At 73.0% G+C, this 25565-nt stretch carries 21 protein-coding genes; 16 read left to right on the top strand and 5 right to left on the bottom strand.

Features of this window, described 5'->3' with window-relative positions; translation table 11 throughout:
- Positions 1-68 precede the first annotated feature (68 nt).
- The gene (locus IE140_RS20140; RefSeq protein ID WP_150193755.1) at positions 69-1040 is read left to right on the top strand and encodes an aldo/keto reductase; all 972 of its coding nucleotides are present in this window, start codon (positions 69-71) and stop codon (positions 1038-1040) included.
- Positions 1041-1097: 57 nt separating this feature from the next.
- On the opposite strand, the gene helR is transcribed toward IE140_RS20140, so the two are convergent.
- Positions 1098-3263 (bottom strand): RNA polymerase recycling motor ATPase HelR, encoded by a 2166-nt coding sequence (gene helR, locus IE140_RS20135; RefSeq protein ID WP_150193754.1) that lies wholly within the window; start codon positions 3261-3263, stop codon positions 1098-1100.
- Between the two features lie 255 nt (positions 3264-3518).
- Between helR and IE140_RS20130 the strand changes: the two genes are divergently transcribed.
- Positions 3519-4070 carry a TetR/AcrR family transcriptional regulator gene (locus tag IE140_RS20130; RefSeq protein WP_032769544.1) on the top strand — a complete coding sequence of 184 codons (552 nt, stop codon included), beginning with the start codon at positions 3519-3521 and terminating at the stop codon, positions 4068-4070.
- On the top strand, positions 4067-5611 hold the full coding sequence (locus tag IE140_RS20125; RefSeq protein ID WP_150193753.1) for an MFS transporter: 1545 nt from the start codon (positions 4067-4069) through the stop codon (positions 5609-5611). The genes IE140_RS20130 and IE140_RS20125 overlap by 4 nt, the downstream gene beginning before the upstream one ends.
- Before the next feature lie 84 nt (positions 5612-5695).
- Here IE140_RS20125 and IE140_RS20120 read toward each other — a convergent pair whose 3' ends face one another.
- On the bottom strand, positions 5696-6367 hold the full coding sequence (locus IE140_RS20120) for a lysophospholipid acyltransferase family protein (protein ID WP_032769920.1): 672 nt from the start codon (positions 6365-6367) through the stop codon (positions 5696-5698).
- A gap of 263 nt (positions 6368-6630) precedes the next feature.
- On the opposite strand from IE140_RS20120, the gene IE140_RS20115 reads away from it, so the two are divergent.
- The 3 genes from IE140_RS20115 (at position 6631) to IE140_RS20105 (ending at position 9041) form a co-directional block, all read left to right on the top strand.
- Positions 6631-7791 carry a glycerophosphodiester phosphodiesterase gene (locus tag IE140_RS20115; RefSeq protein WP_150193752.1) on the top strand — a complete coding sequence of 387 codons (1161 nt, stop codon included), beginning with the start codon at positions 6631-6633 and terminating at the stop codon, positions 7789-7791.
- A 154-nt stretch (positions 7792-7945) separates the two neighbouring features.
- A complete protein-coding gene (locus tag IE140_RS20110; RefSeq protein ID WP_150193751.1) occupies positions 7946-8491 on the top strand; it encodes a sigma-70 family RNA polymerase sigma factor in 546 nt (181 codons plus the stop codon).
- Between the two features lie 46 nt (positions 8492-8537).
- Positions 8538-9041, top strand: a complete 504-nt coding sequence (locus IE140_RS20105) for a GNAT family N-acetyltransferase (protein WP_093438368.1) — start codon at positions 8538-8540, stop codon at positions 9039-9041.
- A gap of 97 nt (positions 9042-9138) precedes the next feature.
- Here the strand turns inward: IE140_RS20105 and IE140_RS20100 are convergent, their stop codons facing one another.
- The gene (locus IE140_RS20100) at positions 9139-9579 is read right to left on the bottom strand and encodes a hypothetical protein (protein ID WP_032775521.1); all 441 of its coding nucleotides are present in this window, start codon (positions 9577-9579) and stop codon (positions 9139-9141) included.
- Between the two features lies 1 nt (position 9580).
- Positions 9581-9940, bottom strand: coding sequence for a hypothetical protein (locus IE140_RS20095; protein WP_003970287.1), 360 nt, complete (start codon positions 9938-9940; stop codon positions 9581-9583).
- A gap of 603 nt (positions 9941-10543) precedes the next feature.
- Between IE140_RS20095 and IE140_RS20090 the strand changes: the two genes are divergently transcribed.
- The 8 genes from IE140_RS20090 (at position 10544) to IE140_RS20055 (ending at position 21872) form a co-directional block, all read left to right on the top strand.
- Positions 10544-11623 carry a methionine ABC transporter ATP-binding protein gene (locus tag IE140_RS20090; RefSeq protein WP_109177946.1) on the top strand — a complete coding sequence of 360 codons (1080 nt, stop codon included), beginning with the start codon at positions 10544-10546 and terminating at the stop codon, positions 11621-11623.
- Positions 11620-12291 (top strand): methionine ABC transporter permease, encoded by a 672-nt coding sequence (locus tag IE140_RS20085; protein ID WP_030799984.1) that lies wholly within the window; start codon positions 11620-11622, stop codon positions 12289-12291. Before IE140_RS20090 ends, IE140_RS20085 begins: the two co-directional genes overlap by 4 nt.
- An 81-nt stretch (positions 12292-12372) precedes the next feature.
- Complete coding sequence (locus tag IE140_RS20080) at positions 12373-13239, top strand: MetQ/NlpA family ABC transporter substrate-binding protein (RefSeq protein ID WP_006123268.1); 867 nt, start codon at positions 12373-12375, stop codon at positions 13237-13239.
- Between the two features lie 102 nt (positions 13240-13341).
- Positions 13342-14028 carry a GNAT family N-acetyltransferase gene (locus tag IE140_RS20075; protein ID WP_150193750.1) on the top strand — a complete coding sequence of 229 codons (687 nt, stop codon included), beginning with the start codon at positions 13342-13344 and terminating at the stop codon, positions 14026-14028.
- Between the two features lie 154 nt (positions 14029-14182).
- Positions 14183-15421 (top strand): precorrin-6y C5,15-methyltransferase (decarboxylating) subunit CbiE, encoded by a 1239-nt coding sequence (gene cbiE / locus IE140_RS20070; protein WP_150193749.1) that lies wholly within the window; start codon positions 14183-14185, stop codon positions 15419-15421.
- Positions 15422-15753: 332 nt separating this feature from the next.
- The gene (cobT, locus tag IE140_RS20065) at positions 15754-19422 is read left to right on the top strand and encodes a nicotinate-nucleotide--dimethylbenzimidazole phosphoribosyltransferase (protein WP_189460591.1); all 3669 of its coding nucleotides are present in this window, start codon (positions 15754-15756) and stop codon (positions 19420-19422) included.
- A gap of 253 nt (positions 19423-19675) precedes the next feature.
- Positions 19676-20968 carry a uroporphyrinogen-III C-methyltransferase gene (gene cobA, locus IE140_RS20060; protein ID WP_189460588.1) on the top strand — a complete coding sequence of 431 codons (1293 nt, stop codon included), beginning with the start codon at positions 19676-19678 and terminating at the stop codon, positions 20966-20968.
- An 85-nt stretch (positions 20969-21053) separates the two neighbouring features.
- On the top strand, positions 21054-21872 hold the full coding sequence (locus IE140_RS20055; protein WP_150198195.1) for a TrmH family RNA methyltransferase: 819 nt from the start codon (positions 21054-21056) through the stop codon (positions 21870-21872).
- A 43-nt stretch (positions 21873-21915) separates the two neighbouring features.
- Here the strand turns inward: IE140_RS20055 and IE140_RS20050 are convergent, their stop codons facing one another.
- Complete coding sequence (locus IE140_RS20050) at positions 21916-23325, bottom strand: serine/threonine protein kinase (protein ID WP_150198193.1); 1410 nt, start codon at positions 23323-23325, stop codon at positions 21916-21918.
- 613 nt (positions 23326-23938) lie between these two features.
- Here IE140_RS20050 and IE140_RS20045 point away from each other — a divergent pair.
- Together IE140_RS20045 and IE140_RS20040 are read left to right on the top strand one after the other, a co-directional pair.
- On the top strand, positions 23939-24145 hold the full coding sequence (locus tag IE140_RS20045; RefSeq protein ID WP_093443851.1) for a hypothetical protein: 207 nt from the start codon (positions 23939-23941) through the stop codon (positions 24143-24145).
- Positions 24146-24463: 318 nt separating this feature from the next.
- Positions 24464-25531 carry a phosphotransferase gene (locus IE140_RS20040; RefSeq protein WP_150198190.1) on the top strand — a complete coding sequence of 356 codons (1068 nt, stop codon included), beginning with the start codon at positions 24464-24466 and terminating at the stop codon, positions 25529-25531.
- The last annotated feature ends 34 nt before the right edge of the window (positions 25532-25565 follow it).

Genomic DNA, 25565 nt, shown 5'->3' with positions numbered 1-25565 from the left:
CACGAAGGGTGTCGCGAGCTACGTTCACCGGGGTAGGAGTAACCGAAACCGACCCCGAGGAGCCCGCGATGCCCTTCGCCGCCCTGGCCGCCGCGACGACCCCGACCGCCCACATCGGACTCGGCCTGGCCGCCGTCGGGAGGCCCGGCTACATCAACCTCCACCGGGACCGGGACCTGCCCGCAGACCGGGACCCCGAGTCCCTGCGCGCCCGCACCCATGAACTCCTGGACGCCGCCTACGCGCAGGGTGTGCGGTACGTCGACACCGCCCGCTCCTACGGCCGTGCCGAGGAGTTCCTCGCCGAGTGGCTGGACGCCCGGCCCTCGTTCACCGACCTCGTCGTCGGCAGCAAATGGGGCTACACCTACACCGCCGACTGGAGCGTCGAGGCCGAGCACCACGAGGTCAAGGACCACAGCCTCGCCACCTTCGAGCGCCAGTACGCCGAGACCCGCGACCTCCTCGGCGACCGGCTCAGCCTCTACCAGGTCCACTCGGTCACCCCGGACAGCCCGGCGCTCTCCGACAAGGAGCTGCTCGACCGCCTCGCCGCCCTGGCCGCCGACGGCGTCACCGTCGGCCTCTCCACCAGCGGGCCGGCCCAGGCCGACGCGATCCGGGCCGCCCTCGCCGTCACGGTCGACGGCGAACCCCTCTTCCGTACGGTCCAGGCCACCTACAACGCCCTGGAGACCTCGGCCGCCCCCGCGCTCGTCGAGGCCCACGACGCCGGGCTCACCGTGATCGTCAAGGAGGGCATGGCGAACGGGCGGCTCGCCGGGGACGAGGCCCCCGCCGTGTTCCAGGAGATCGCCGCCGGCGCGGGCGTGGGCGGCGACGCGGTGGCCCTGGCGCTCGTCCTGCACCAGCCGTGGGCGGGTGTCGTGCTCTCCGGAGCCGCCACGGCTGCCCAGCTCTCGGGCAATCTGCACGCCGCCGTCGTCGACCTGGACGACGAGCAGCGGGCGAGCCTCGACGCCCTGGTCGAGGAGCCGGAGGCGTACTGGCGGCACCGCGCCGGGCTGCCCTGGCACTGACCCCGGTCCGGCCGGGCGGCCCGCCGCGCGCCGTGCCGGCGACCCGGCCCGGCGGCCTCAGGAACCCGTGAGGACCACGAGTTCCCGGGTCGCCCGGGTCATCGCCACATACCGGTCCACCGCCCCCCGGACGCCCTCGCCGAACGCCTCCGGGTCGACGAGCACGACCAGGTCGAACTCCAGGCCCTTCGACAGCTCCGGCGTCAGCGACCGAACCCGGGCCGTCGCCCGGAAGTCCGGGGCGCCGATGACACAGGCGGTCCCGTCCTCGTGGGCGGCGATCCGGTCGGCGAGGACCGTGTCCAGGTCCTCGGCGCGGCCGTGGGCGACCGGGATGCCGCTGCTGCGGACGGAGACCGGCACGTTGGCGTCGGGGAGCGCGGCCCGGATCACCGGCGCCGCCTCCGCCATGATCTCCTCCGGCGTGCGGTAGTTGACGGTCAGCGAGGCGAGGGTGATCCGGTCGAGACCGACCCGTTCAAGCCGCTCCCGCCAGGTCTCGGGGAACCCGTTCCGGGCCTGCGCCCGGTCCCCGACGACGGTGAAGCTGCGGGACGGGCAGCGCCGGATCAGCATCTGCCACTGGGCGTCGGTCAGTTCCTGGGCCTCGTCCACGACGATGTGCGCGAACGGTCCGGCCAGCACATCCGGCTCGACCCCGCTCGGCCGGTCGGCGGTGGCCAGGGACTCCCGCAGGTCCTCCCCGCGCAGCATCACCAGCGCCCCCTCACCGTCCGCGTCCGCGTCGGCCAGCGTCTCGTCGGCGAGCAGGCTCTCGACGACCCGGTCCATCTGCTCCCGCTCGGCGGCGGCCGCCGCCTCGTGGCGGCGCCGGCGCCGGGACGCCTCCGGGTCGCCGAGCCGCAGCCGCGCCGCGTCCAGGATCGGCAGGTCGGACTCCGTCCAGGCCTGAGCGCCCGCCCGCCGCAGCCGCCGGACCTCCTCAGCGGTCAGCCAGGGGGCGCACCTGCGCAGATACGCGGGTACGGACCAGAGGTCGGCGACCAGGTCGGCCGCTTCGATCAGCGGCCAGGCGCGGTCGAAGAGGGCGAACAGCTCCCGGTTCCGCCGCAGCGAGGCCCGCAACTGCTCCTCCGGAGCATCGCCGTCGTGCTTGTCCACCAGAATCGTGAGCAGCTCCTCCCAGACCTCGTCACGCGCCTCGTTGTGCGGCGTGCCCGGATCCGGCGCCCCGAACGCCGAGGCCCAGTCGGCGGCGCTCAGCCAGATGTCCGACCAGTGCGTCTCCACCCGTACGCCCTCGGAGGGCGGCTCCTCGTAGAACCGGACGGCCGGCTCGACCGCCGCCACCAGCTCCGCCGACGCCTTCAGCCGGGCCACTTCCGGATCGGTCTCGGGCCCCGCCGCCGCACCCTCGGCGACCAGGTCCCGCAGGGTGCACGTCTGCACCCCCTCCTCGCCGAGGCTCGGCAGGACATCGGAGACGTACCCGAGATAGGGCTCGTTGGGCCCGACGAACAGCACGCCGCCACGACGGTGGCCCAGGCGCGGGTCGGCGTACAGCAGATAGGCGGCGCGGTGCAGGGCGACGACGGTCTTCCCCGTGCCGGGGCCGCCGTCGACGACGAGCGTGCCCCGGGAGCCCGCCCGGATGACGGCGTCCTGGTCGGCCTGGATGGTGCCCAGCACATCGCGCATCCGGGCCGACCGGGCGGAGCCGAGACTCGCGATGAACGCGGACCGGTCGTCCAGCGCGGCATGACCGGCGAGCCCCTCCGGAGCGAACACCTCGTCCCAGTAGTCGCCGACCCGGCCGCCGGTCCACCGGTAGCGGCGGCGGCTCACCAGGCCCATCGGGTCGCCGTGCGTGGCCCCGAAGAAGGGCTCGGCGGCCGGCGAGCGCCAGTCGACCAGCAGCCGGCGGCCTGTGCTGTCGGTCAGGCCGAGCCGTCCCACGTACAGCGGGCCCGATCCGTCGGCGGGGACCATGCGCCCGAGGCACAGGTCGAGGCCGAACCGGCGCAGGGTGCGCAGCCGGGCGGTCAGCCGGTGGATCTCCACGTCCCGGTCCATCGCCGCCCGGCTCGCCCCGCCGGGCGCGCGGCGCGCGGCCGCGAGCCGTTCGGTCAGCTCGGCGATCGACTGTTCCAGGCAGTGGGCGATGGCCGCGAAGTGCTGCTCGTCCTCGGCGATCAGCGCCGGGTCGGCCTTGGGGGAGAGCCGGTCGGGGAGATTGAACGCACTGGTGGTCAGGGGTGTCACGTCGTCAGTTCCGATCTGCGGGTGGTTACGGGGGCGGCGTCCCGTCCCGGCTACGGCGGACGATTCTGCGGCATTTGGGGGGCCTTGCCGCAAGGCCCCCCATGCGCTATAAGTTGAGAGTGGCCAGGAGAGGTTCTTCCTCCGGCCACTTTTTTTGTTTCCCGGTCCCACCCCGCCGCGCCCGGTTCGCCCCCGGGGTGAGCCCGCACGCTCTTCGATGAGACGAAAATGTCTCACATGAGTTATGGTCGTCTCATGACACTCGACCGTGAGCAGGTGCTGCGCAGCGCCGCCGCTCTGCTGACCCGCAAATCGACCGCCACCATGGACGAGGTCGCCAAGGCGGCGGGTATCGGCCGGGCCACCCTCCACCGCCACTTCGCCGGGCGCGACGCCCTGGTGAAGGCGCTGGAGAGCCTCGGTATCCAGGAGTTCGAGGCGGCCCTGGACGCCGCCCGGCTCGACGAAGGCACCTCGGAGGAGGGACTGCGCCGCCTCATCGCGGCCGTCGAGCCCAGCGCCGGGCTGTTGTCCTTCCTCGTCAACGAGAACCAGCTCTTCGAGGGCGACGAGGTCAACGAGGGCTGGGACCGAGCCGACGCCCGGGTCTCCGCCTTCTTCCGCCGTGGCCAGGAACGCGGCGAGTTCCGTATCGACCTCACCCCCGCCTGGCTGACCGAGGCCCTCTACGGCCTCGTCGGCACCGGAGCCTGGTCCATCCAGGCGGGGCGGGTCGCCGCACAGGATTTCCAGTACATGATCGTCGAGCTGCTGCTCGGCGGAGCACGCCGGAGCGTGGAGCAATGATCAGCACCGAGAAGAACCCGGACACCACGGACGCGGTACGCCGTCCAGGACGGTGGATCGCGCTCGCCGTCCTCGTCCTCGCCGTGCTGCTGGTGGCCGTGGACGCCACCGTCCTCGGTCTCGCCACCCCGTTCCTCAGCGAGGACCTGGAGCCCACCGGGAACCAGCTCCTCTGGATCGGTGACGTCTACTCCTTCGTCATCGCCGGTCTGCTCGTCTCGATGGGCAGCCTCGGCGACCGCATCGGCCGCAAGAAGCTGCTGCTGATCGGCGCCGTGGCGTTCGGCGCGGTCTCCGTGCTCAACGCGTACGCGACCACGCCCGAGATGATGATCGTGGCCCGGACGCTGCTCGGTGTCGCGGGCGCCACCCTGATGCCGTCCACCCTCGCGCTGATCCGCAACCTCTTCCACGACCCGCGCGAGCGCAGCCTCGCCATCGGGATCTGGGGCGCCATGGCCTCGGCGGGCGCGGCCGTCGGCCCGGTCGTCGGCGGATTCCTGCTGGAACACTTCTGGTGGGGCTCGGTCTTCCTCATCAACCTGCCCGTGATGGCCGTCCTCGTCCTCGTCGGCATCAAGCTGATCCCCGAGTCCAAGAACCCGGCCCCCGGCCCCTGGGACATGCTCAGCGTCGGGCTCTCCCTGGTCGGCATGATCGGTGTCGTCTACGCCATCAAGGAGACGGCCTCGCACGGAGTGAGCTGGGACTCGGCGGCAGCCGCCGTCGTCGGCGTCGCCGCGCTGACCTGGTTCGTCCGCAGGCAACTGCGGCTGCCCGCCCCCCTGCTGGACATGCGGCTCTTCCACCACCGGGGCTTCTCCGGCGCGGTCCTCGCCGACCTGCTGACCATCCTCGGCCTGTCGGGCCTGGTCTTCTTCCTCTCCCAGTTCCTGCAACTGGTGCAGGGGCGCGGCCCGCTGGAGGCCGGGCTCGCCGAACTGCCCGCTGCGATCGGCGCGGTGACCGCCGGTCTGCTCGCCGGATTCGCGGCCCGCCGCTTCTCGGTCCGCTCCGTCGTCTCGGGCGGCCTGGCCGCGGTCGGTCTCGCCCTGGGCAGTGTGACCCTGCTCGACCAGCACACCGACTATCCGCTGCTCGGCGCCATGCTGCTGGTCGTCGGCGTCGGCGCGGGCTTCTCCTTCACCGTCACCGCCGACGTGATCCTCTCCAGTGTCCCGAAGGAGCAGGCGGGCTCCGCGTCCGCCGTCTCCGAGACCGCGTACGAACTGGGCGCCGCCCTCGGCATCGCCCTGCTCGGCTCCATCGTCACCGGCGTCTACCGGGGCTTCCCGACCCCGGCCGGCATCCCCGCCGATATCGAGTCGGCCGCCCACGAGTCGCTGGGCGGTGCGGTCGAATCGGCCGCGGCGCTGCCCGCCGCCCAAGCGGGGCCGCTGGTCTCGGCGGCCCAGGAGGCGTTCGTCGACGGACTGCGGTCGGCCGCGGGCGTCGGCGCGGCGGTCCTGCTGGCGGCTGCGGTCGCCGCCTGGTTCCTGCTGCGGGGCCAGAAGCTGGAGGACGGCATCGAGCACCCGTAAGGGTGTACGACGAAGGGCCCGCACCCCGGAGCTTCCGTTCCTAGTGGGGTGCGGGCCCTTCCCGTGTCTGTACGGCCGACGGAATCAGGCCGCCTTCGCCTTCGTCGCGTACATGTCCACATACTCCTGGCCGGACAGCCGCATCACCTCGGCCATCACCGAGTCCGTCACCGCCCGCAGCACATAGCGGTCGCGGTCCATGCCCTCGTACCGGGAGAACTCCATCGGCTCACCGAAGCGCACCGTGACCTTGCCCGGCCGGGGCAGGCCCGCGCCGCCCGGCTGGAGCTTGTCCGTCCCGATCATCGCGAACGGGATCACCGGAGCGCCCGTCATCAGCGTCAGGCGGGCGATGCCCGTACGGCCCCGGTAGAGCCGGCCGTCGGGGGAGCGGGTGCCCTCGGGGTAGATCGCGAAGGCCTGCCCCTCCTCCAGCACCCGGCGGCCCGTCATCAGCGCCGCGACCCCGCCCCGGCCGCCGTCCCGGTCCACCGGGATCATGCCGCAGCCGGTGAAGAACCAGGCCATGAGACGGCCCTTGAGCCCCTTGCCCGTGACGTACTCGTCCTTGCCGATGTAGAACACCGGCCGGTCGACGCAGACCGGCATGACCATCGAGTCGATGAACGTCAGGTGGTTGCCCGCGAGGATCACCGGCCCGGTCCCGGGAATGTTCTCGGCGCCCTCCACCTGGGGGCGGAACATCAGGCGCAGAATCGGTCCGAGCACTGCCTTGATGACCGTGAGACGGGACAACGGTTCCTCCGGTGTCGTGGCCGGGCCGACCGCGCGGGAACGGGTCCCACGGGCGGTGGCCGGTGCCGACGGATGATGGTCGGTGCAGGTGAGGACGATACTCGCGGGTATGCGCTGATCGCACATCGGGTTCACGCAGCGGATACGCGGTGTTGACATGTGTTTCCGCCACGTTGGCCGAAGGTCCGTCCTCGGTTACGTCTCCCAGCCTACGATCGTGCCTCGCTCGACCGGTCCCGGACATCACCAAGCGAGGAGCATTCATGACGGAGCGTGCGCGGAAGACCCCCGGCCGACGGACCCTGCTGGGCGCGGCCGTCCTCGGCACCGCGGCCCTCGGCCTGCCCGCCGCCGCCCAGGCCGCCGAGCGGGGCCGCGGCCGCGGCACAGGAGGCCACGGGTCGCTGCGCGATCTGCCCGTGCCCACGGTGATCGGCCACCGCGGGGCCAGCGGCTACCGCCCCGAGCACACCCTCGGCTCCTACCAGCTGGCCCTGGACCTGGGCGCGCACATCGTCGAGCAGGACCTCGTGCCGACCAAGGACGGCCATCTCGTCTGCCGTCACGAGAACGACATCACCGGCACCACCGACGTCGCCGACCACCCCGAGTTCGCCGGCCGCAGGACCACCAAGAGCATCGACGGCGTCTCCTACACCGGCTGGTTCACCGAGGACTTCACCCTCGCCGAGCTCAAGACCCTGCGGGCAACGGAGCGCATCCCGGGCAACCGCCCGGACAACACCCTCTACAACGGCCGGTGGACGGTTCCCACCTTCGAGGAGGTCCTGCGCTGGGCCGAGAAGGAGGGCCGCAAGCGCGGTGCGCCCGTCTGGCTGTACGTCGAGACCAAGCACCCCACCTACTTCCGCAAGCTCGGCCTCGGCCTGGAGGAGCCCCTCGCCCGGCTGCTGCGCCGGTACGGCCGGGACCGGAAGAACTCCCCGCTCATCCTCCAGTCCTTCGAGCCCGGCTCCATCCAGCGCCTCGCCCGGCTCGTCGACACACCGCGCATCGTCCTGCTGTCCGGCCCCAAGGAGCGCCCCTGGGACTTCGTCGAGTCGGGCGACCCGCGCACGGTCGCCGATCTGGTGAAGCCCGCCGGCCTGAAGTGGCTGGCCTCCTTCGCCCAGGGCATCGGCCCCACCCTCGACCTGGTCATCCCCAAGGACGCCTCGGGGCGGCTCACCACCCCGACCACCCTGGTACGGGACGCGCACGCCAAGGGCCTGCTGCTCCACCCGTACACCCTGCGCAACGAGAACAGCTTCCTGCCCGCAGACTTCCGCCGCGGCACCGACCCCAACGCCTACGGGGACGTGTTCGGCGCCTGCGCGGCCTACTTCGCCACCGGCATCGACGGCATCTTCGCCGACCACCCGGACACGGCGCTGCTGGCAGCCGCGGACCACGCGGGACGCTGACGGGGTACGGGGCGGCGCACCTCCCGTACGGGCTGGATCGGCGGGGGCCGCGTACGCGAGGCACGCCGTCAGCCGTACGCCCCCGCATGCCCCGGTCGGGTGGTGCGGCGCGGCCGGAGCAACCGGCCGCCCCCACCGGCACGTCCGCCGGGGCATGACGCTTCTCGATCATGACCTCGGCCCTGCCGCCTCCACCGCCCTCGTCGTCCGCGCCCTGCAACCCCTGGTGCGCGCGGAGGCGAGGGCCGAGGCCCCGGCGGCCGGAGTCGATCCCGCCGATCTCGAACAGGGCGTCTGGGTACGGCTCCTGGAGCGCCCGGACGACGCCGGACCGCCCGCCGACGCCGCCCGCTGGGTCCGCGACACCGTACGGGCCGAGGCCCGCCGCGCCCGGCGCACGGCCCGGCGGGAACGTCCGTACGCCGGAACGGAACCCGTCGCCGGGCCGGCCGACTGCCCGGAACGCGCCGCGCTCGGGGCCGCCGAACGCCGGGCGCTGCGCTCCGCGATGGCCAGGCTGCCCGGACGCTGCCCCCGGCTGCTGGAGGCGTTACTCGACCCCGGCGACCCGACCTACCGGGAAATCGCAGGGGAGTTGGGTATGTCACAGGGGAGTTTGGGCCCGATCCGTTCCCGTTGCCTTGGATGTCTGCGCAGAATGCTGGCTGCGGAGGTTGTCGCCCCATCCGTGCGGGGATAGGGAGCGGTAGGCAACCGGCGGACAGGTGAGCGGGAGGCGTGCACACATGGGCATGAGCGTGACCATCTCGGCGGCGACGGCACAGGACGTCGAGCAGATCTTCAGACTTCAGTACCTCTGCTTCCAGCGCGAGGCCGAGCTGTACGACAACTACCGGATCGACCCGCTCGTCCAGAGCCTCGACTCACTGCGCGCCGAAGTCGCCGACGACCTGGTGTTCGTGGCCCGGCTCGGGGACGAAGTCGTCGGCGCGGTCCGGGGATTCACCGATCCCGACGGCACGGGCCTGATCGGGAAGCTCTGCGTCCACCCCCGGCTCCAGGGTCACGGCCTCGGCGCCCGGCTGCTGCTGGCCGCCGAGTCGGCACTGACCGCCGAGCGGTCGGCGACCCGCTACCGGCTGCACAGCGGCCATCGCAGCGAGAGTAATCTGAGGCTCTACCGGAAGGCCGGATACGCCCAGGTCGGAGCCGTCACAGGAGCCGACGGCGTACGCCTGATCCTGCTGGAGAAGGACGCCGCCGAGCGGGACTTCGTGGCCAGCGCCTGACCGCGCGCCGCGCGAGGCCGGGAGGAACGGGGCCGGGAGCAGCGGGGCCGGGAGGAACGGGGCCGGCGGAGCCGTAGGCCTCGGACCGCCGGCGTCTTCAGACCGCCACCGTCTTCGCGCGGCGCAGCCAGATCATCCCGGTGACCGGCAGGATCACCGGGATGAAGAGGTACCCCATCCCGAAGTCCGACCACACCGTCGCGTCCGGGAACGCGGCCGGTTCGGCCAGCGTCCACGCGCCGACGACCAGCACGCCCAGCAGCTCCGCCGCGCAGCACACCAGCGCCGCCCGACGGGCCTTCTCCCCGCCGCGCACCAGCGAATACGTGATGAAGCCGTACACCACGGCCGCGACGGCCGAGAGCACGTACGCCAGCGGCGCCCGGTCGAAGTCCATGATCATCTGGACGATCGAGCGCGAGGCCGCCGCGACCGTGAACACCCCGTAGAACCAGACCAGGACCCGGCCGGGACCGGTGCCCAGCTCGAAGGCCGGCTTCGGGGCCGCGGCCACCTCGGGGCGGTCGGTGTCGCTCACGTCAGTTTCCCCAGATGTCATAGAGCCGGACCTCCAGAACCGCCAGCACCACCGCGCCCGCCGCCACCGTGACCGAACCCCAGCGGGTCCGCTCGGTCAACGACAGGAATCCGGCCGCGGGCACGGCGGCGAACGAACCGATCAGATAGGCGATGAACACCGCCATCCCCTGCTCCGGCCGCTCCCCGCGCGCCAGCTGCACGACGCCCACCACCAATTGGGCCAGCGCCAGCACGGAGACGACCGCCATCCCGATGAAATGCCAGTCCTTCGTCGGCTGGTCCCGGTAGGCGGCATGTCCGCACCAGGCGGCGAGGGCGAGCGCGGTCACGGCGACCGCGACCGTCAGGGCGTCAAGCATGAGTCGAGGGTATTACGGACGGAACGCCCGCCCGCGTGCGGCCCCGGCCCCGCACGGGCGGCCGCCGCCCCGGCCGCGCGAGGGTGGCCTTGAACACAACCGGCGGGCAGGATTCCGCTCACCGGTCGGTCGGGTGCCCTTGGGTGTGCTTCTGAATCCTGTCCGTTTCCGCAGGTCAGGGACGTGCGCGAGAAGGTGTGCGGTTGAAGCGGAAGGTGGGCGTCCGACCATCCAGCACTGTCCGCTATGCGGACAACCGGGATCGCGGCGACCTCACGTCTGTTTTACTTGGGCCCATGACCACGACGAGCAGCCGCACCCTTGCGACCGAGGCGATCAGCACGCCCGGTGCTCGTTGTATGTGTCGAATGCGCGCCTTCTGAGGGCCCCCGCCTGAGCCTCGCGCCCCGAAGCGAGACCCGAGCCTGTGCCGTTCGCAGTCCCTGGAACGAGCCCGCCCGCGCATGCGCTGCCTCCCGGCCGATCGCCGCTCGAAGCCATGCCGAGACATGACCCGGCCCACCAGCCCGAACAGTCTCCTCGACGAATGCCCCGTGCCCGGCGGACACCGCGCCGCGCACTCGACAGTGACGGAAACCCCCTGTGATCACCACGACGGGCCTCACGAAGGTCTACCAGTCGCGCGACCGTGAGGTCACCGCACTCGACGGCGTCGACCTGCACGTCCGCGAAGGCGAGGTCTACGGCGTCATCGGACAGAGCGGCGCCGGCAAGTCCTCCCTCATCCGCTGCGTCAACCTCCTGGAACGCCCCACCTCCGGCACCGTGACAGTGGCCGGCCAGGACCTCACCGCCCTCGCCGGCCGCGGCCGGCGGGCGAGCGCCGAGCTGCGCCGGGCACGCACCCGCATCGGCATGGTCTTCCAGCACTTCAACCTGCTGGACTCCCGCACCGTCCTGGACAACATCGAACTGCCGCTGGAGATCCTCGGCGTCTCCGGCCAGGCCCGCACCCGCAAGGCCAAGGAGCTGCTGGACCTGGTCGGCCTGGCCGACAAGGCGAAGTCCTACCCCGGACAGCTCTCCGGCGGCCAGAAGCAGCGCGTGGGCATAGCCCGCGCCCTCGCGGGCGACCCCCAGGTGCTGCTCTCCGACGAGGCGACCTCCGCGCTCGACCCCGAGACCACCCGCTCCATCCTCCAGCTGCTGCGCGACCTCAACCAGCAGCTCGGCCTCACCGTCCTGCTCATCACCCACGAGATGGACGTCGTCAAGACCATCTGCGACTCCGCTGCGCTCATGCAGCGCGGCCGGATCGTCGAGTCCGGGACCGTCGGCGAACTCCTCGCCACCCCCGGATCCGAACTGGCCCACGAGCTGTTCCCGGTCGGCGGCACCGCCTCCGGCCCGGACCGCACGGTCGTCGACGTCACCTTCCAGGGGGAGTCGGCCTCCCAGCCGGTCATCTCCCAGCTCTCACGGACGTACAACATCGACATCTCGATCCTCGGCGCCGCGATGGACACCGTCGGCGGCAAGCAGATCGGCCGGATGCGCATCGAGCTGCCCGGCCGGTTCGAGGAGAACGTCGTCCCCATCGGCTTCCTGCGCGAGCAGGGCCTCCAGGCCGAGGTCGTCGACGGCGAGAGCACCGCGACCGCCGCGGCCCCCCTCGTACCCGAGCAGACGCCCGCCGCGATCACCAAGGAGGCCGTCAAGTGACCTGGTCCGAAATGCAGCCCCTGCTGACCCAGGGCACCTACGACACCCTCTACATGGTGCTGTGGTCCGCCCTGGTCACCGTCGTCGGCGGACTGCCGCTCGGTGTTCTGCTGGTCCTCACCGACAAGGGCGGACTGCTCCAGAACACCGTGGTGAACAAGGTCATCGGCGTGATCGTGAACATCGGCCGCTCGCTGCCCTTCATCATCCTGCTGATCGCCCTGATCCCCTTCACCACCTGGGTCGTCGGCACCTTCATCGGCCCCACCGCGATGATCGTGCCGCTCGCCGTCGGCGCCATCCCGTTCTTCGCCCGGCTCGTCGAGACGGCGATCCGCGAGGTCGACCACGGGCTCGTCGAAGCGGTCCAGTCGATGGGCGGCTCCATCCCCACGATCGTCCGCAAGGTGCTCCTCCCGCAGGCCCTGCCCTCCCTCGTCTCCGGCGTCACCACCACCCTCATCGTGCTCATCGGCTACTCCGCGATGGCCGGTGCGGTCGGCGGCGAAGGACTCGGCTCCAAGGCCGTCACCTACGGATTCCAGCGCTTCGACAACCAGTTCATGCTGATCACCGTCGCGCTGCTGATCGTCATCGTCACCGTGATCCAGCTGATCGGCGACCTCACCGTCCGGCTGCTGGCCCGCCGCGGCCGCACCGCCTCCTGAGGCCCGCCCCCAAGACTTTCCGTCCCCACCGAGCCCGAACTCCTTGTCCGGGCGCACCACCACAAGAAAGAGGCACTTTTCGTGCGCAAGAACATCAAGATCACCGCAGCTGCCGCCGCCACCGCCGCCCTCGCCATCGGCCTCAGCGCCTGCGGTACGTCCTCCGACCCCGCGTCCAAGAGCGAGACCGGCGCCAACGCCGACACCTCCAAGGCCCTCGTCGTCGCCGCGTCCCCGACGCCGCACGCCGACATCCTGAACTTCGTCAAGAAGAACCTGGCGGACAAGGAGGGCCTCAAGCTGGAGGTCAAGGAGTTCACGGACTACGTCCTGCCGAACACCGCCACCCAGAACGGCCAGGTCGACGCCAACTTCTTCCAGCACAAGCCCTACCTGGACGACTTCAACGCCAAGCAGAAGACCACCATCGTCCCGGTCGTCGACGTCCACCTGGAGCCGCTCGGCCTCTACTCCAACAAGGTCAAGGACCTCAAGGACATCAAGGCCGGCCAGACCATAGCCGTCCCCAACGACACCACCAACGGCGGCCGAGCCCTCCAGCTGCTCGCCGAGAACGGCCTCATCACCCTCAAGGACGGCGTCGGCACCAGCGCCAAGCTGAGCGACATCACCGACAAGAAGGGCCTGGAGTTCAAGGAGCTGGAGGCCGCCACCGTGCCCCGCGCCCTGAACGACGTGGACGCCGCCGTCATCAACGGCAACTACGCCATCGAGGCCAAGCTCAAGCCCGGCAAGGACTCCATCGCCCTGGAGAAGGCCGAGGGCAACCCGTACGCCAACTTCCTGGCCGTCAAGGAGGGCAACGAGAAGGACCCGCGCGTCGAGAAGCTCGCGAAGCTCCTCAACTCCGACGAGGTCAAGAAGTTCATCGAGGACACCTACCAGGGCTCGATCGTCCCGGCCTTCGGCGCCCCGGCCAAGTCCTGACGCCCGCCCGGCACTTGCCGACGGAGCCCCGCCCCTCCCTCCCCGGAGGCGCGGGGCTCCGTCGTGCCGACCCGCCCATGCACAAGCCGTACCCGATGCTGCATGCTGTGCTTTTACCCGGTCCTCGGCATGGAGTTGCGCATGACTACCACCTTTCCGTCCATCTCCATCAGCACGGACAGGTTGGTGATGCGCCCCTTCGAGATGGCCGACATCCCCGCGTACATCGAGATGATGAACGACGAGGCCGTCGTCGCGTGGATGGACGGACCGAACCCGTACACCCAGGTCGACGCCGAACGCTGGGTCCGCAGGGTCGCCCCCGCGGAACGCACCGGCGGCCAGGGCATCGCCCTCGCCGTCACCGAGTTCCTCACCCAGCGGCTCGTCGGCAGCGTCCGCCTCCTCAACACCGACTGGCGCACCCGCTCCACCGAGGTCCGCTACATCACCGCCCCCTGGGCCCGCGGTGAGGGGTACGCCACCGAATCCGTGCTCGCCATAGCCGAGTGGCTCTTCCGCGACCAGGGCTTCGAACGCATCGAGCTGCGCACCCCCGCCGACAACACCGCCTCCCAGCAGGTCGCCCAGAAGCTCGGCTGCATCAGCGAGGGCGTCCTGCGCAACGCCCGTATCGCCCGCACCCGCACCGAGAACGGCACCGACGGCGGCTGGACCGACATCCGCACCGACCTGATCGTCTGGGGACTCCTCCCCGAGGACCTCGAAGGGGTCGCCGAACAGCTCGCGGACGCCGGCGGCTACGGCACGTACAACGACTGGAAGTAGCGCCCGAGGCCCCCCGCGGAGCCTTGGCCCGGACCAGGTACTCTCACCCCTGCCCGGCACCGCAGGGGCAGCGCCCCGCACCTCCGGGCAAACGCCCCGCACCACACGGGTGAACGCTCCCGAAACCCTCCGACCCCCCAGGAGACAGACGACGATGGCCGACCGGGTCACGGTGATCGGCTGGGACGGCTCGCCACTGTCCGGAGCGGCCACGGCCGCGCTCTCGGCCGCCACGCTCGTCGCCGGCGCCGCACACCACCTCGCCCTGCCGGAAGTGCCACCGAACGCCGAACGCATCCGGCTCGGCAGTGTCGACCTCGCCGCCCGCAGGATCGCCGGACACCGCGGCAGCGCCGTGGTCCTCGCCGGCGGCGACCCCGGCTTCTTCGGCGTCGTCCGCACCCTGCGCGCCCGCGAACACGGCCTGGAGGTCGAGGTCGTCCCCGCCGTCTCCTCCGTGGCCACCGCCTTCGCCCGGGCCGGGATGCCCTGGGACGACGCCCAGATCGTCGTCGCCCACCCCCGCACCCTGCGCCGCGCGGTCAACGTCTGCCGCGCCCACCACAAGGTCGCCGTCCTCACCTCACCGGGCGCGGGCCCCGCCGAACTGGCCCTCCTCCTCGACGGCATCCACCGCACCTTCGTCATCTGCGAGGAACTGGGCACCGACCGCGAACGCGTCACCGTCCTCACCTCCGACAAAGCGGCCGATCACGCCTGGCGCGACCCCAACGTCGTGATCGTCATCGGCAGCGGACCCGAGACCACAGCGGCCGGTGCCTGGATCGCCGGCCGCCAGCCTGCCTACCCGCAGGGGATACGCGGCTGGGCCCTGCCGGCCGAGGCCTACCGGGCCGCCGGGGCCGAACGGATGCAGGAGTCCGGCGAGGGGGAGTTCCCCGGCCTGCGCGCCGCCCAGCTCGCCCGCCTCGGCCCCCGCACCGGCGACCTCCTCTGGGACATCGGCTCCGGCAGCGGCGCCCTCGCCGTCGAGGCGGCCCGCTTCGGCGCGGCGGTCCTCGCCGTGGACGCCGACCCGGCCGCCTGCGCCCGTACCGAGGCCGCCGCCCGCGCCTTCGGCGTCCCCGTCCAGGTCGTCCGCGGCAGCGCCCCGCACATCCTGGAACGGCTGCCCGAACCCGACGTCGTACGGATCGGCGGCGGGGGAGTCCCGGTGGCCCGGGCCGTCATCGACCGGCGGCCGGAACGCATCGTCACCCACGCCTCCAACCGGGACGAGGCCGAGGCGCTCGGCGCGGCCCTCACCGGCAACGGGTACACCGTCGAATGCTCGCTGCTCCAGTCCGTCGACCTGGACACCGAGGTGTGGACCGAGCGGGAGAGGTCCGTCGTGTTCCTTCTCTCCGCAGGGCGTTCGGACCTCGCCCCCTGATCCGTTACGCCCGGTACGCGAGGTAGGCTGGCCGATTGTTGTACCGCGCCCGGGCGTTCGTCACTTCGTTCGTCAATGTCCGGAAAAGTGGACTGTTTTGGTCCGCTCTGTGGTACGGCACAACCCGGGGGACGCGCAACGTGGCGCAGTCCACAGTGAGCCGTGGCAGAACTGCCTGTCGCGGCGGCGATCGGCCGCGAGAATAGGAAGCCCGCGGGCGTTTCGTGCCGCGCGGCGAGCCCGCTCGTTCTTGATGACGAGCACCGGCGTGCCGTGGTTCGGCGTCCCGGGCGAAGGGCCGAAGGAGCACTGACGATGGGCGAGGGGTACGCATGACTGACACCGGCCAGATCCCGGGCGAGGGACTGCCGGAGAACGCAGGCATGGTGGAGCAGCCGGGCATCCCCGCCCCGGACGCGCACACCTTCCTCGACCCCTCCGAGCACACTCCCGAGGACGACGACCTTCTGCTGATGCCGACCTCCCAGGGCGCCTGGAGCGACCCGCAGGCCGCCCCCGCCCCCACGCAGGGCCAGCCCCTCGCGCAGACCGCGACGGCGCAGCCGCCGGTGGCCGAACACGGTCCGGGCCTGCCCCAGCCGCAGGTTCCCGCGCAGCAGTTCCACGAGGCCCCCGCCGCGGAGACGCCCAGCACCCACGAGACCGGTGGCCGCGACTCCGGTTCCGTGGACCTCAACGGCGTACGCATCCCGGCGCCCGCCCCCGCACCGGTGGGCGCGCACGCCGCCGCGCCTGCCCCCGCCCGCCGTCCCCTGCACCGGGGCCCGGCCGCCGCCGACCCCCCGTCGTACGGCGGCGGTACGCAGGGCGGCGTCGTACGCTCCCTGGCCGACCGGGGCCCTGCCGGCGCCACCCGGACCGCCCCGCCGGCCCGCCACGCGGGCCCGCCGACGACCGGCCCCGAGTACTTCGACATCCCGGCCGAGGACCCCTCGACCCTGCCGGGCCCGCAGCTGGGCGAGATCCCGCCGCAGGCCGGCGCCCCGTGGGGGGCACAGCCGGAGCAGCCCGTCGCGGAGCCGGTGGCGGTTGAGCCGGTGGCCGCCGAGCAGACGGCTGCCGAGCCGGTTCAGCAGCCGGAGCAGGTGGTCGCGGAGCCGGAGCAGGCCGTCACGGCCGAGCAGCCGGTGACGGAGCCTGCGGTGGCCGAGCAGGCCGAGGCAGTGGCGGAGCAGCCGGTCCAGGCCGAGCAGCCGGTTCAGACGGCTCCTCCGGTCCAGCCGGTCGAGCAGCAGGTCCAGCAGCCCGAGCAGGCGGCCGTGTCGGCCCCTGAGGACGTCCGGGTGGCCCCGGTGGCTTCGGTCGCCCCGGCGGCCCCGGTCGAGCAGCTGCACCAGCCGGCCCAGCCGGTTCAGCCCGCTGCCGAGGTACAGCCCGAGCCGGCCCCGCAGGCCGTCCCGGCAGAAACGGTCGTTCCCGAGCCGGTCCCGGTGGCGATGCCCCCCGCCGGGCCGGTCCTCGTCCCGGAGGCCGAGGCGGCCCAGCCGGAAGCCCCGGCAGAACCGGCGGAAGCACCCATCCAGGCCCCGGCCGACGAGGCGACCGCGCAGGAGCTGCCGGAGCCGGTCGAGCCGGTGGAGGCCCAGCAGGTCGTCGCCGTGACCCCGGAGCCCGAGGCACAGGCAGTCCAGGTGGATGCCGCCGCCCCGGGACCCCAGGCTCCCGTACAGGACCAGCCCGTCGTCGAGCAGGTGGCACAGCCCGAGCCCGTGGTGCAGCCTGAGCAGGTGGCACAGCCCGAGCAGGAGCAGCCCGTCGAACCGGCGCAGGCCGCAGCAGTGGCCGAGAGCCCGGAGGCGGTCGTGGCTCCGGAGCCCGCCGTGGCCCAGCCCGAGCAGGTGGCCGCACCGCCCACCCCCGAGCCCGTACAGCCGGAGCCGGTCGCGGAAGAGCCGGTCGAGCCCGCCGAGCCCGTCGCCGAGGAAGTGGAAACGGCCGGAGAAGCCGCGCCGCAGCAGGAAGCGGCCCCGGATCCCGCCCCCGCCCCCGAGCCCGCAGTGGCGGAGACGGAGCCCGAGGCAGCCCCCGTGATCGCGCCCGACGCCGAGGACGGCACCGGCCCCGAGGTCATCGAGACGCCGGAGCTCCTCCCGGAACCGCAGGCGCAGGCACCGGCCGAGGCGGTGCAGCAGTCCGAGGGGACACCGCAGCGGGTCGAGTCGGATCAGCAGCCGGTGACGGCAGTGCGGCCCGAGGAGCCGGCGGAGCCGCTGGAGGCCGTGGGGCCCGCCGAGCAGCCGACGGCCACCCCGCCCGCCCCCGGTTACGACGACGCCGAGCGCGAAGCGGTGCTGCGGGTCATGCGCGAACGCCGGGACATCCGCAACGGCTTCCGCAGCGACCCGATTCCGCACGAGGTCCTGCTCCGGGTGCTGGAGGCGGCGCACACCGCGCCGAGCGTCGGCCACTCGCAGCCGTGGGACTTCGTCGTCATCCGCTCGGCGGAGACCCGCCGCTCGATGCACGAACTGGCCCAGAGCCAGCGTGACGCCTACGCCAAGTCGCTGCCCAAGGGCCGGGCGAAGCAGTTCAAGGAACTGAAGATCGAGGCGATCCTCGACACCCCGGTCAACATCGTCGTGACCGCCGACCCGACCCGCGGCGGCCGCCACACCCTGGGCCGCCACACCCAGCCGCAGATGGCGCCGTACTCCTCGGCCCTCGCCGTCGAGAACCTGTGGCTCGCCGCCCGCGCCGAGGGCCTCGGCGTCGGCTGGGTCAGCTTCTTCGACGAGCGGGAGATGGTCCGCGCGCTGGGCCTGCCCGAGCATCTGGAGGTCGTGGCCTACCTCTGCGTCGGTTACGTCGACGAGTTCCCCGAGGAGCCCGAGCTGATGCAGGCGGGCTGGTCGAAGCGCCGCCCGCTGTCCTGGGTCGTCCACGAGGAGACGTACGGCCGTCGCGCGCTGCCCGGTGCCGAGCCGCACGATCTGCTCCAGGAGACGATCTCCGCGATCCGCCCGCTGGACGCGAAGGCGCTCGGCGAGGCGTGGGAACGCCAGAAGCGGATGACGAAGCCCGCCGGGGCGCTCGGCATGCTGGAGATCATCTCCGCGCAGCTGTCCGGGCTCTCCCGGATGTGCCCGCCGCCGATCCCGGAGCCCGCGGCCGTCGCGATCTTCGCCGGCGACCACGGCGTGCACGCCCAAGGGGTCACCGCCTGGCCGCAGGAGGTCACCGCCCAGATGGTGGCGAACTTCCTCGGCGGCGGAGCCGTCTGCAACGCCTTCGCGGCCCAGGTCGGCGCGGAGGTCTGCGTCGTGGACGTCGGCGTGGCCACGGACCTGCCCGCGACGCCCGGTCTGCTGCCCCGCAAGGTGCGCCCGGGGACGGCGGACTTCACGACGGGCCCCGCGCTCACCCGCGAAGAGGTCCTGGCCGCGATCGAGGTCGGCATCGAGACGGCCAGGGACCTGGTGGCGGCGGGCAACAAGGCGCTGCTCACCGGCGAGATGGGCATCGCCAACACCACGGCGTCGGCCGCTCTGATCTGTGTCTACACGGGGATCGACGCGGCCGAGGTGACCGGCCGGGGGACCGGCATCAACGACGAGATGCACGCCCGCAAGGTCGACGTCGTACGCCGCGCCCTCGACCTGCACCAGCCGGACCCGGCCGACCCGATCGGCGTGCTCGCGGCGGTCGGCGGCCTGGAGCACGCGGCGATGGCGGGCTTCCTCCTCGGCGGAGCCTCCCTGCGTACGCCGGTGATCCTGGACGGTGTGAGCGCGGGGGCAGCCGCCCTGGTCGCCCGCGCCATCGCCCCCGAGGCACTGGCCGCATGCATCGCGGGCCACCGCAGCGCGGAGCCCGGCCACGTCGCCGCACTCAACAAACTGGGCCTGCGCCCCCTGGTCGACCTGGACCTCCGCCTCGGCGAGGGCACCGGCGCGCTGCTGGCACTCCCGATCGTGCAGAGCGCGGCACGGGCGATGCACGAGGTGGCGACGTTCGACTCGGCAGGCGTGACGGAGAAGTAGAACCGCGCTCCGCCCCGTTTCAGCCCCTCCGGCGTCTGAGGAGCGGGGCCCGGGGCGGAGCCCCGGTTCCGGGAAGGGGCGGGGCAGGGGAGAAGGCCCGCCGCAGGCGCCCCAACCGGCCCCGCCCCGCCGCCCCACCCGCACCCCCACCCCGTATCGTGTTCCCACCCGCACCCCCACTTCCCGCACGTCACAGCCGCTCCACCGCCGCAGCGGCACGCAACGCAGCACCCGCACGAGGAGCCGTACCGCCATGGCCGAGCACGCAGACCACGCCGACCGCTCAGGTCACGCCGACCACCCCGCGTATCCCGTAGGACTGCGCCTGCACGGCCGCCGCGTCGTCGTCATCGGCGGCGGCCAGGTCGCCCAGCGCAGGCTGCCGCAGCTCATCGCCACCGGTGCCGTCATCACCCTGATCTCGCCCTCCGCCACGCCCTCCGTCGAGGCGATGGCGGATGCCGGGGAGATCCGCTGGGAGCGCCGCCGCTACCAGCACGGCGACCTCGCCGACACCTGGTACGCCCTCGTCGCCTCCTCCGACACCACAGCCAACGACGCCGCCTCCGCCGAGGCCGAGCGCACCCGCACCTGGTGCGTCCGGTCCGACGACGCCGAGGCCGCCACCGCCTGGACCCCGGCCACCGGCCGCATCGAGAACATCACCGTCGCCGTCCTCAACACCACCCCCCGGGGCCGCGACCCCCGGCACTCCGCCGCCCTCCGCGACGCCATCGTCGAAGGCCTCCGCGACGGCACCCTCGCAGCCCCGCACCACCGCACCCGCGCCCCCGGCGTCGCGCTCGTCGGACTCGGCCCCGGCGACCCGAACCTGATGACCCTGCGGGGCCGCCGCCTCCTCGCCGAGGCCGACGTGGTCATCGCCGACCGCCTCGGTCCCCGCGACCTGCTCGACGAACTGCCGCCGCACGTCGAGGTGATCGACGCCGCGAAGATCCCGTACGGCCGTTTCATGGCCCAGGAGGCGATCAACCAGGCGCTCATCGAGCACGCCAAGGCGGGCAAGTCCGTGGTCCGGCTCAAGGGCGGCGACCCGTTCGTCTTCGGCCGCGGCATGGAGGAGGCCCAGGCGCTGGCCGCCGAGGGCATCCCCTGCACGGTCGTGCCCGGCATCTCCAGCACCATCTCCGTCCCCGGGGCGGCCGGCATCCCGGTCACCCACCGGGGCGTCGCCCACGAGTTCACCGTGGTCAGCGGGCATGTCGCCCCCGAGGACCCGCGCTCGCTGGTCGACTGGGAGGCGATCGCCCGGCTGCGCGGCACCCTGGTCCTCCTCATGGCCGTCGACAAGATCGGCGCCATCGCCGCCGCCCTGATCGCCCACGGCAAGGACCCGGCCACCCCGGTCGCCCTCGTCCAGGAGGGCACCACCGCCGCTCAGCGCCGGGTCGACGCGACCCTCGCGGACGTCGGGGAACGAGCGGTCGCCGAGGACGTGCGGCCGCCCGCCGTGATCGTCATCGGCGACGTCGTCGCGGTCGGCCCGGACTCCGCGCCCGCCCCCGCCGAGGACGCGGCCGAGTAGGCAAGAGCCCCCGCCCCGTAACCCGCGGTTACGCAACTCCCTCCCGGGCGTTGGCACCGCACACCGGACAAGGCAGTATCACCCTGTGGCAGAACTCATCACCGTCGACGACCCCGACGACCCGCGGCTGAGCGACTACATCGGCCTGACCGACGTCGAGCTGCGACGACGGCGCGAACCCGCCGAAGGCCTCTTCATCGCCGAGGGCGAGAAGGTGATCCGCCGCGCCCGGCAGACCGGGTACGAGATGCGGTCCATGCTGCTCTCGGCCAAGTGGGTCGACGTGATGCGCGATGTCATCGACGAGGTCCCGGCCCCGGTGTACGCGGTCGCTCCCGAGCTGGCCGAACGCGTCACCGGCTACCACGTCCACCGCGGCGCGCTCGCCTCCATGCAGCGCAAGCCGCTGCCCGCCGCCGATGACCTGCTCACCACCGCGCGCCGGGTCGTGGTCATGGAATCGGTCAACGACCACACCAACATCGGCGCCATCTTCCGCAGCGCGGCGGCCCTGGGCATGGACGCGGTCCTGCTCTCCCCGGACTGCGCCGACCCGCTCTACCGCCGCTCGGTCAAGGTCTCGATGGGCGCGGTCTTCTCCGTCCCGTACGCACGCCTCGAAGCCTGGCCCAAGGGACTGGAGGCCGTACGGGAAGCGGGCTTCCGGCTCCTCGCCCTCACCCCCGACGCCAAGGCCACCAGCATCGACGAGGCCGCCCCGCACCGGTTGGAGCGCGTGGCGCTGATGCTCGGAGCCGAGGGCGACGGGCTGTCCACGCGGGCCCTGATGGCCGCCGACGAATGGGTCCGCATCCCGATGGCGCACGGCGTCGACTCGCTGAACGTGGGCGCGGCGGCGGCGGTCGCCTTCTACGCGGTGGCCACGGGACGCCCGGAGAGCTGAGGAACGGGCTGAAGCACGGCCCCGGCCGGTCCGTGCGTCGGCGTCAGGACGCCGGGCCCGCCGGGACCGCGGACCCGGCACCAGCACCCGCACCCGCACGGGAGGCGGAACCAGGGCCGGCCCCGGAACCGCCCGGCACCGAATCGGCCCCCGTCCACGCCTGCGCCCGCGGCACACTGCCCGGCCGGTCGCTCCCGCCCAGACCACGCGCCGGCCCCTGGCAGCCCTGTGCCGCCGCGATGCCCAGCGCCACCAGCAACGTCACCACGACGAACACCACCAGCCGCTGACGCAGCAGCCGCGGATTGGCCGGACGCCGCCCCGCCGAGGTCGTACGGCCCCCGGAACGCGTCCCCGGGCGTCCGTTCGTCCCGGCCGGGGCCCCCGGCCGCTTCCCGCTCTTCCCACCCGAACGCGTCGTGTTGCGCGACGCCTGCTGCGGGCGCGATCCACCGGTGCGCGGCGGCCCCGAACGCACGGGCGCGCCACGCCTGCCCGGCTGGGGGCGGGAGCCGGACGGCCCCTCCGCACGACGGGTGTGCTGATCGGCGTACGGATCGGCCATCCGCCCCGTCGGCCGTTCGGCGTCCTGGGCGGAACGCTGGACGGGCGGCCGGCTCTCGTGCAGCCCCTGCGCCTCGCGCGCCGCGATCTCCTTGAGCCGCATGGACAGTTGCAGCGTGCTGGGCCGCTCCTCCGGATCCTTCGCCAGACAGGCGCTGATCAGCGGGGCCAACGCGTCGTGCACCCCGCGCAGCTGCGCCTCCTCGTGCACCACGCGGTACAGCATCACCTCGGAACTGCCGTGCCCGAAGGGGGAGTCGGCCATCGCCGCGTACGCCAAGGTCGCGCCGAGCGAGAACACGTCCGTCGCGGGCGTCACCGCCGCGCCCCGGACCTGCTCGGGCGCGAGGAACCCCGGCGACCCCACCGCCGTACCGACATGGGTGAGCGTGCTGGCCCCGGTCGCCCAGGCGATACCGAAGTCGATGATGCGGGGACCCTTGGGGGAGAGGAGGATGTTCGACGGCTTCAGGTCCCGGTGGACCACCCCCGCCTCGTGCACCGCCACCAGGCCCTCGGAGAGCGCCGCCCCGATCGAGGCGACCTCCGCGGCGGCCAGGGGGCCCTCCTCGGCGACCTTGTCGTGCAGCGAGGGGCCGGGCACGTACTGCGTGGCGAACCACGGGCGGTCCGCCTCCAGATCGGCGGCGACCAGCCGGGCCGTGCAGCCGCCGCGGATCCGCCGGGCCGCGGACACCTCGCGCGCGAACCGCGAACGGAACTCCTGATCCTCCGCCAGGTCGGGCCGGATCACCTTCAGCGCGACCCGCTGGCCGCGCCGGTCGGAGCCGAGGTAGACGACGCCCATACCGCCCGCGCCGAGCCGCCGGTGCAGCCGGAACGAGCCGACGAGACGCGGGTCCTCGCGCCGGAGCCGCATCATCGCCATCGTCTGCCCATCCCCGCTGCCTGGTCCGCCTGACGAGGCACAGCTTACGTACCCCGCGCCCGGCGCGCTCAGAGGCCGCGCCCTCGCCGGGGTTTCGATTGTCCGTGCCGGTCGGGAGAAGTGAAGAAGGGTCAGTGCGCGGTGGATCCGGGCCCGTCGGCCGGCCGGTCGCCCCAAACGGCCACCGGGGCACGGGGATTGGATCACCGAGGGAACGCCGGGACGCCGCCGCCACCCAGGACGCGGTCACCGCCCCCGCATGCGGGGTGGAGGTGTCCCCGGTGGTCCCCGGGTGGGACGGCCGCCCGCCGGGCGGCTGCGGACGTGAGTGAAGTCACCCGCCGACGCCCTTCCGGGCCCGGACCTCTACCGGACGTGCACCTGCTGACCCCCCGGCGCCCCCTCCGGGATGACCCCAACCTTCGGCAGTCCGTCTCCACCCAGGGGAGTACGCCGATCGGCGACGGCTCATCCTCCGGGAGGCCCGGTATTCGGTACGCGGGCATGACGCCCCGTGGTCGCCGTTTACCTAATGTTGAGATCAAGCGGCGGGTGAAGCACTCGTCCCCCGAGGTCACGCCCGCCGCTTCCCGATCAGGTCAGGAGAGGAACCATGGCGGACACGGCAACGCGGACGGTGGTCCGTATGCGGGGACGCAAGGCGTACGCCTCGTTCGGCGCCCGTCCGTCCGGCACGCGTCACCCGTTGGTGGCGACGGTCATGGTCCTTCCCCTGGCGGCCCTGCTGGCGGTCGTCTTCGGCGGCTGGGAAGCGGTGGTCACACAGGCGTCGTCCGTGGCGGTGATGCTGGGGCGCTGAGCGGCGCCCGGGGTCCGGAAGAGCGGTCCGGACCCACACATCCGGCCAACAGCCCCGTGGGGACGGGGGTGCGGCGGACGGCAGCGTTTGTCCGGTCAGCTGGGGAGCTGACCGGGCATCGCGCTGTCCGGGCCCGGGAAGCCTTCCGGCTGTCCGGGCCGAGGTGTTGACCGGGGCGGGGTGCCTTTCGGCTGTCCAGGCCCAGGCGCTTCCGACGGGGCCGACGCCCCGCGCACCGCCGTGGCTCGGACCGGCTCCCGCGTTAGGCTCGCAGCGGGCCCGGTGCCACGGCCGGGCCGACCGCCGCCGGGGGAGCCGTTGACCACCACCCAGACCTCCGTAGTCCATGACCTGGGCACGCTCGCGCACCGTCTCTCCCACCCCGCCCGGACGCCGTGCGTGTGCGAGCCGCCGCAGGTCCTCGCGGACCGGCCCGACGGCACGGTGGTGCGCAGCGGCGCGATCGTCGCGAAGGCCCACGCCGCAGACACCGACCGCGAGGCGCTGGCCGCCCGGATCGCCCTGGCCGCCGCCCCGCAGCTGGCCGGCATCCTGCTCCCGCCGCTCACCGCCCCGGAACCCGCCGTGCCCACCGCCCGCCCGGTCAGCCTCTGGCCGCTCGGAGCGCCCGTGGACCCCACCGACCCCGGCGCGGCCCCCTGGGCCGAGGCCGCCGATCTGCTCGCCCGCCTCCACCGGACGGAGCCCCCGTTCCCGCTGCCGCCGATGCGCGGCCCGGCCAAGGCGGCCCGGGCCGTCGCCCGGATGCGTGCGGCACTCCGGGGCGACGCGATCACCCCGCCGCGTGACCCGGCTGCCGAGCCCGGCGACGTGATCGCCCTGCCCCGTGACCCGGCTGTCGAGCCCGGCGACGCGATCGCCCTGCCCCGTGACCCCGCCGTCCTGTCCGTGCTGGCCGGCTGGCGGTCCCTGCCCGCCTGGGCGCGCGGCGAGGCCCCGGCCCCCGCGCCCGGGGCCGATGCCCTGTGCCACGGTGACCTGCACCTCGGCCAGCTCGTCCGCCACCCCGCCCCGGACGGGCCCTGGCTGCTCATCGACATGGACGACGCGGGGGTGGGCGATCCCGCCTGGGACCTCGGCCGGCCCGCCGCCTGGTACGCGGCCGGACTCCTGGCCCCCGAGGACTGGTCCATCTTCCTGGACGCCTACCGCGCCGCCGGGGGACCGGCTGTTCCCGCCGACGGCGACCCCTGGCCCGCCCTGGACGTCCCCGCCCGCGCGCTGACGGTGCAGACGGCGGCCGTCGCCCTCGCCAAGTGCGCCACGGAGCAACGGGATCCGGACGACCACGAACAGCTGATGATCGAATCCTGTGCCCGAATCGCTACGTTGCCGCCCGAGTTGGCCACCGGTCCCGCGTCGTAGGGTGAACGGACTGTGGCCGGGCAGACATTCCGGC

Source organism: Streptomyces parvus (assembly GCF_014648875.1).
GTDB lineage: Bacteria > Actinomycetota > Actinomycetes > Streptomycetales > Streptomycetaceae > Streptomyces > Streptomyces parvus.
The sequence above is the reverse complement of the archived record's forward strand: the minus strand, read 5'-3'. Positions and strand labels throughout refer to the sequence as shown.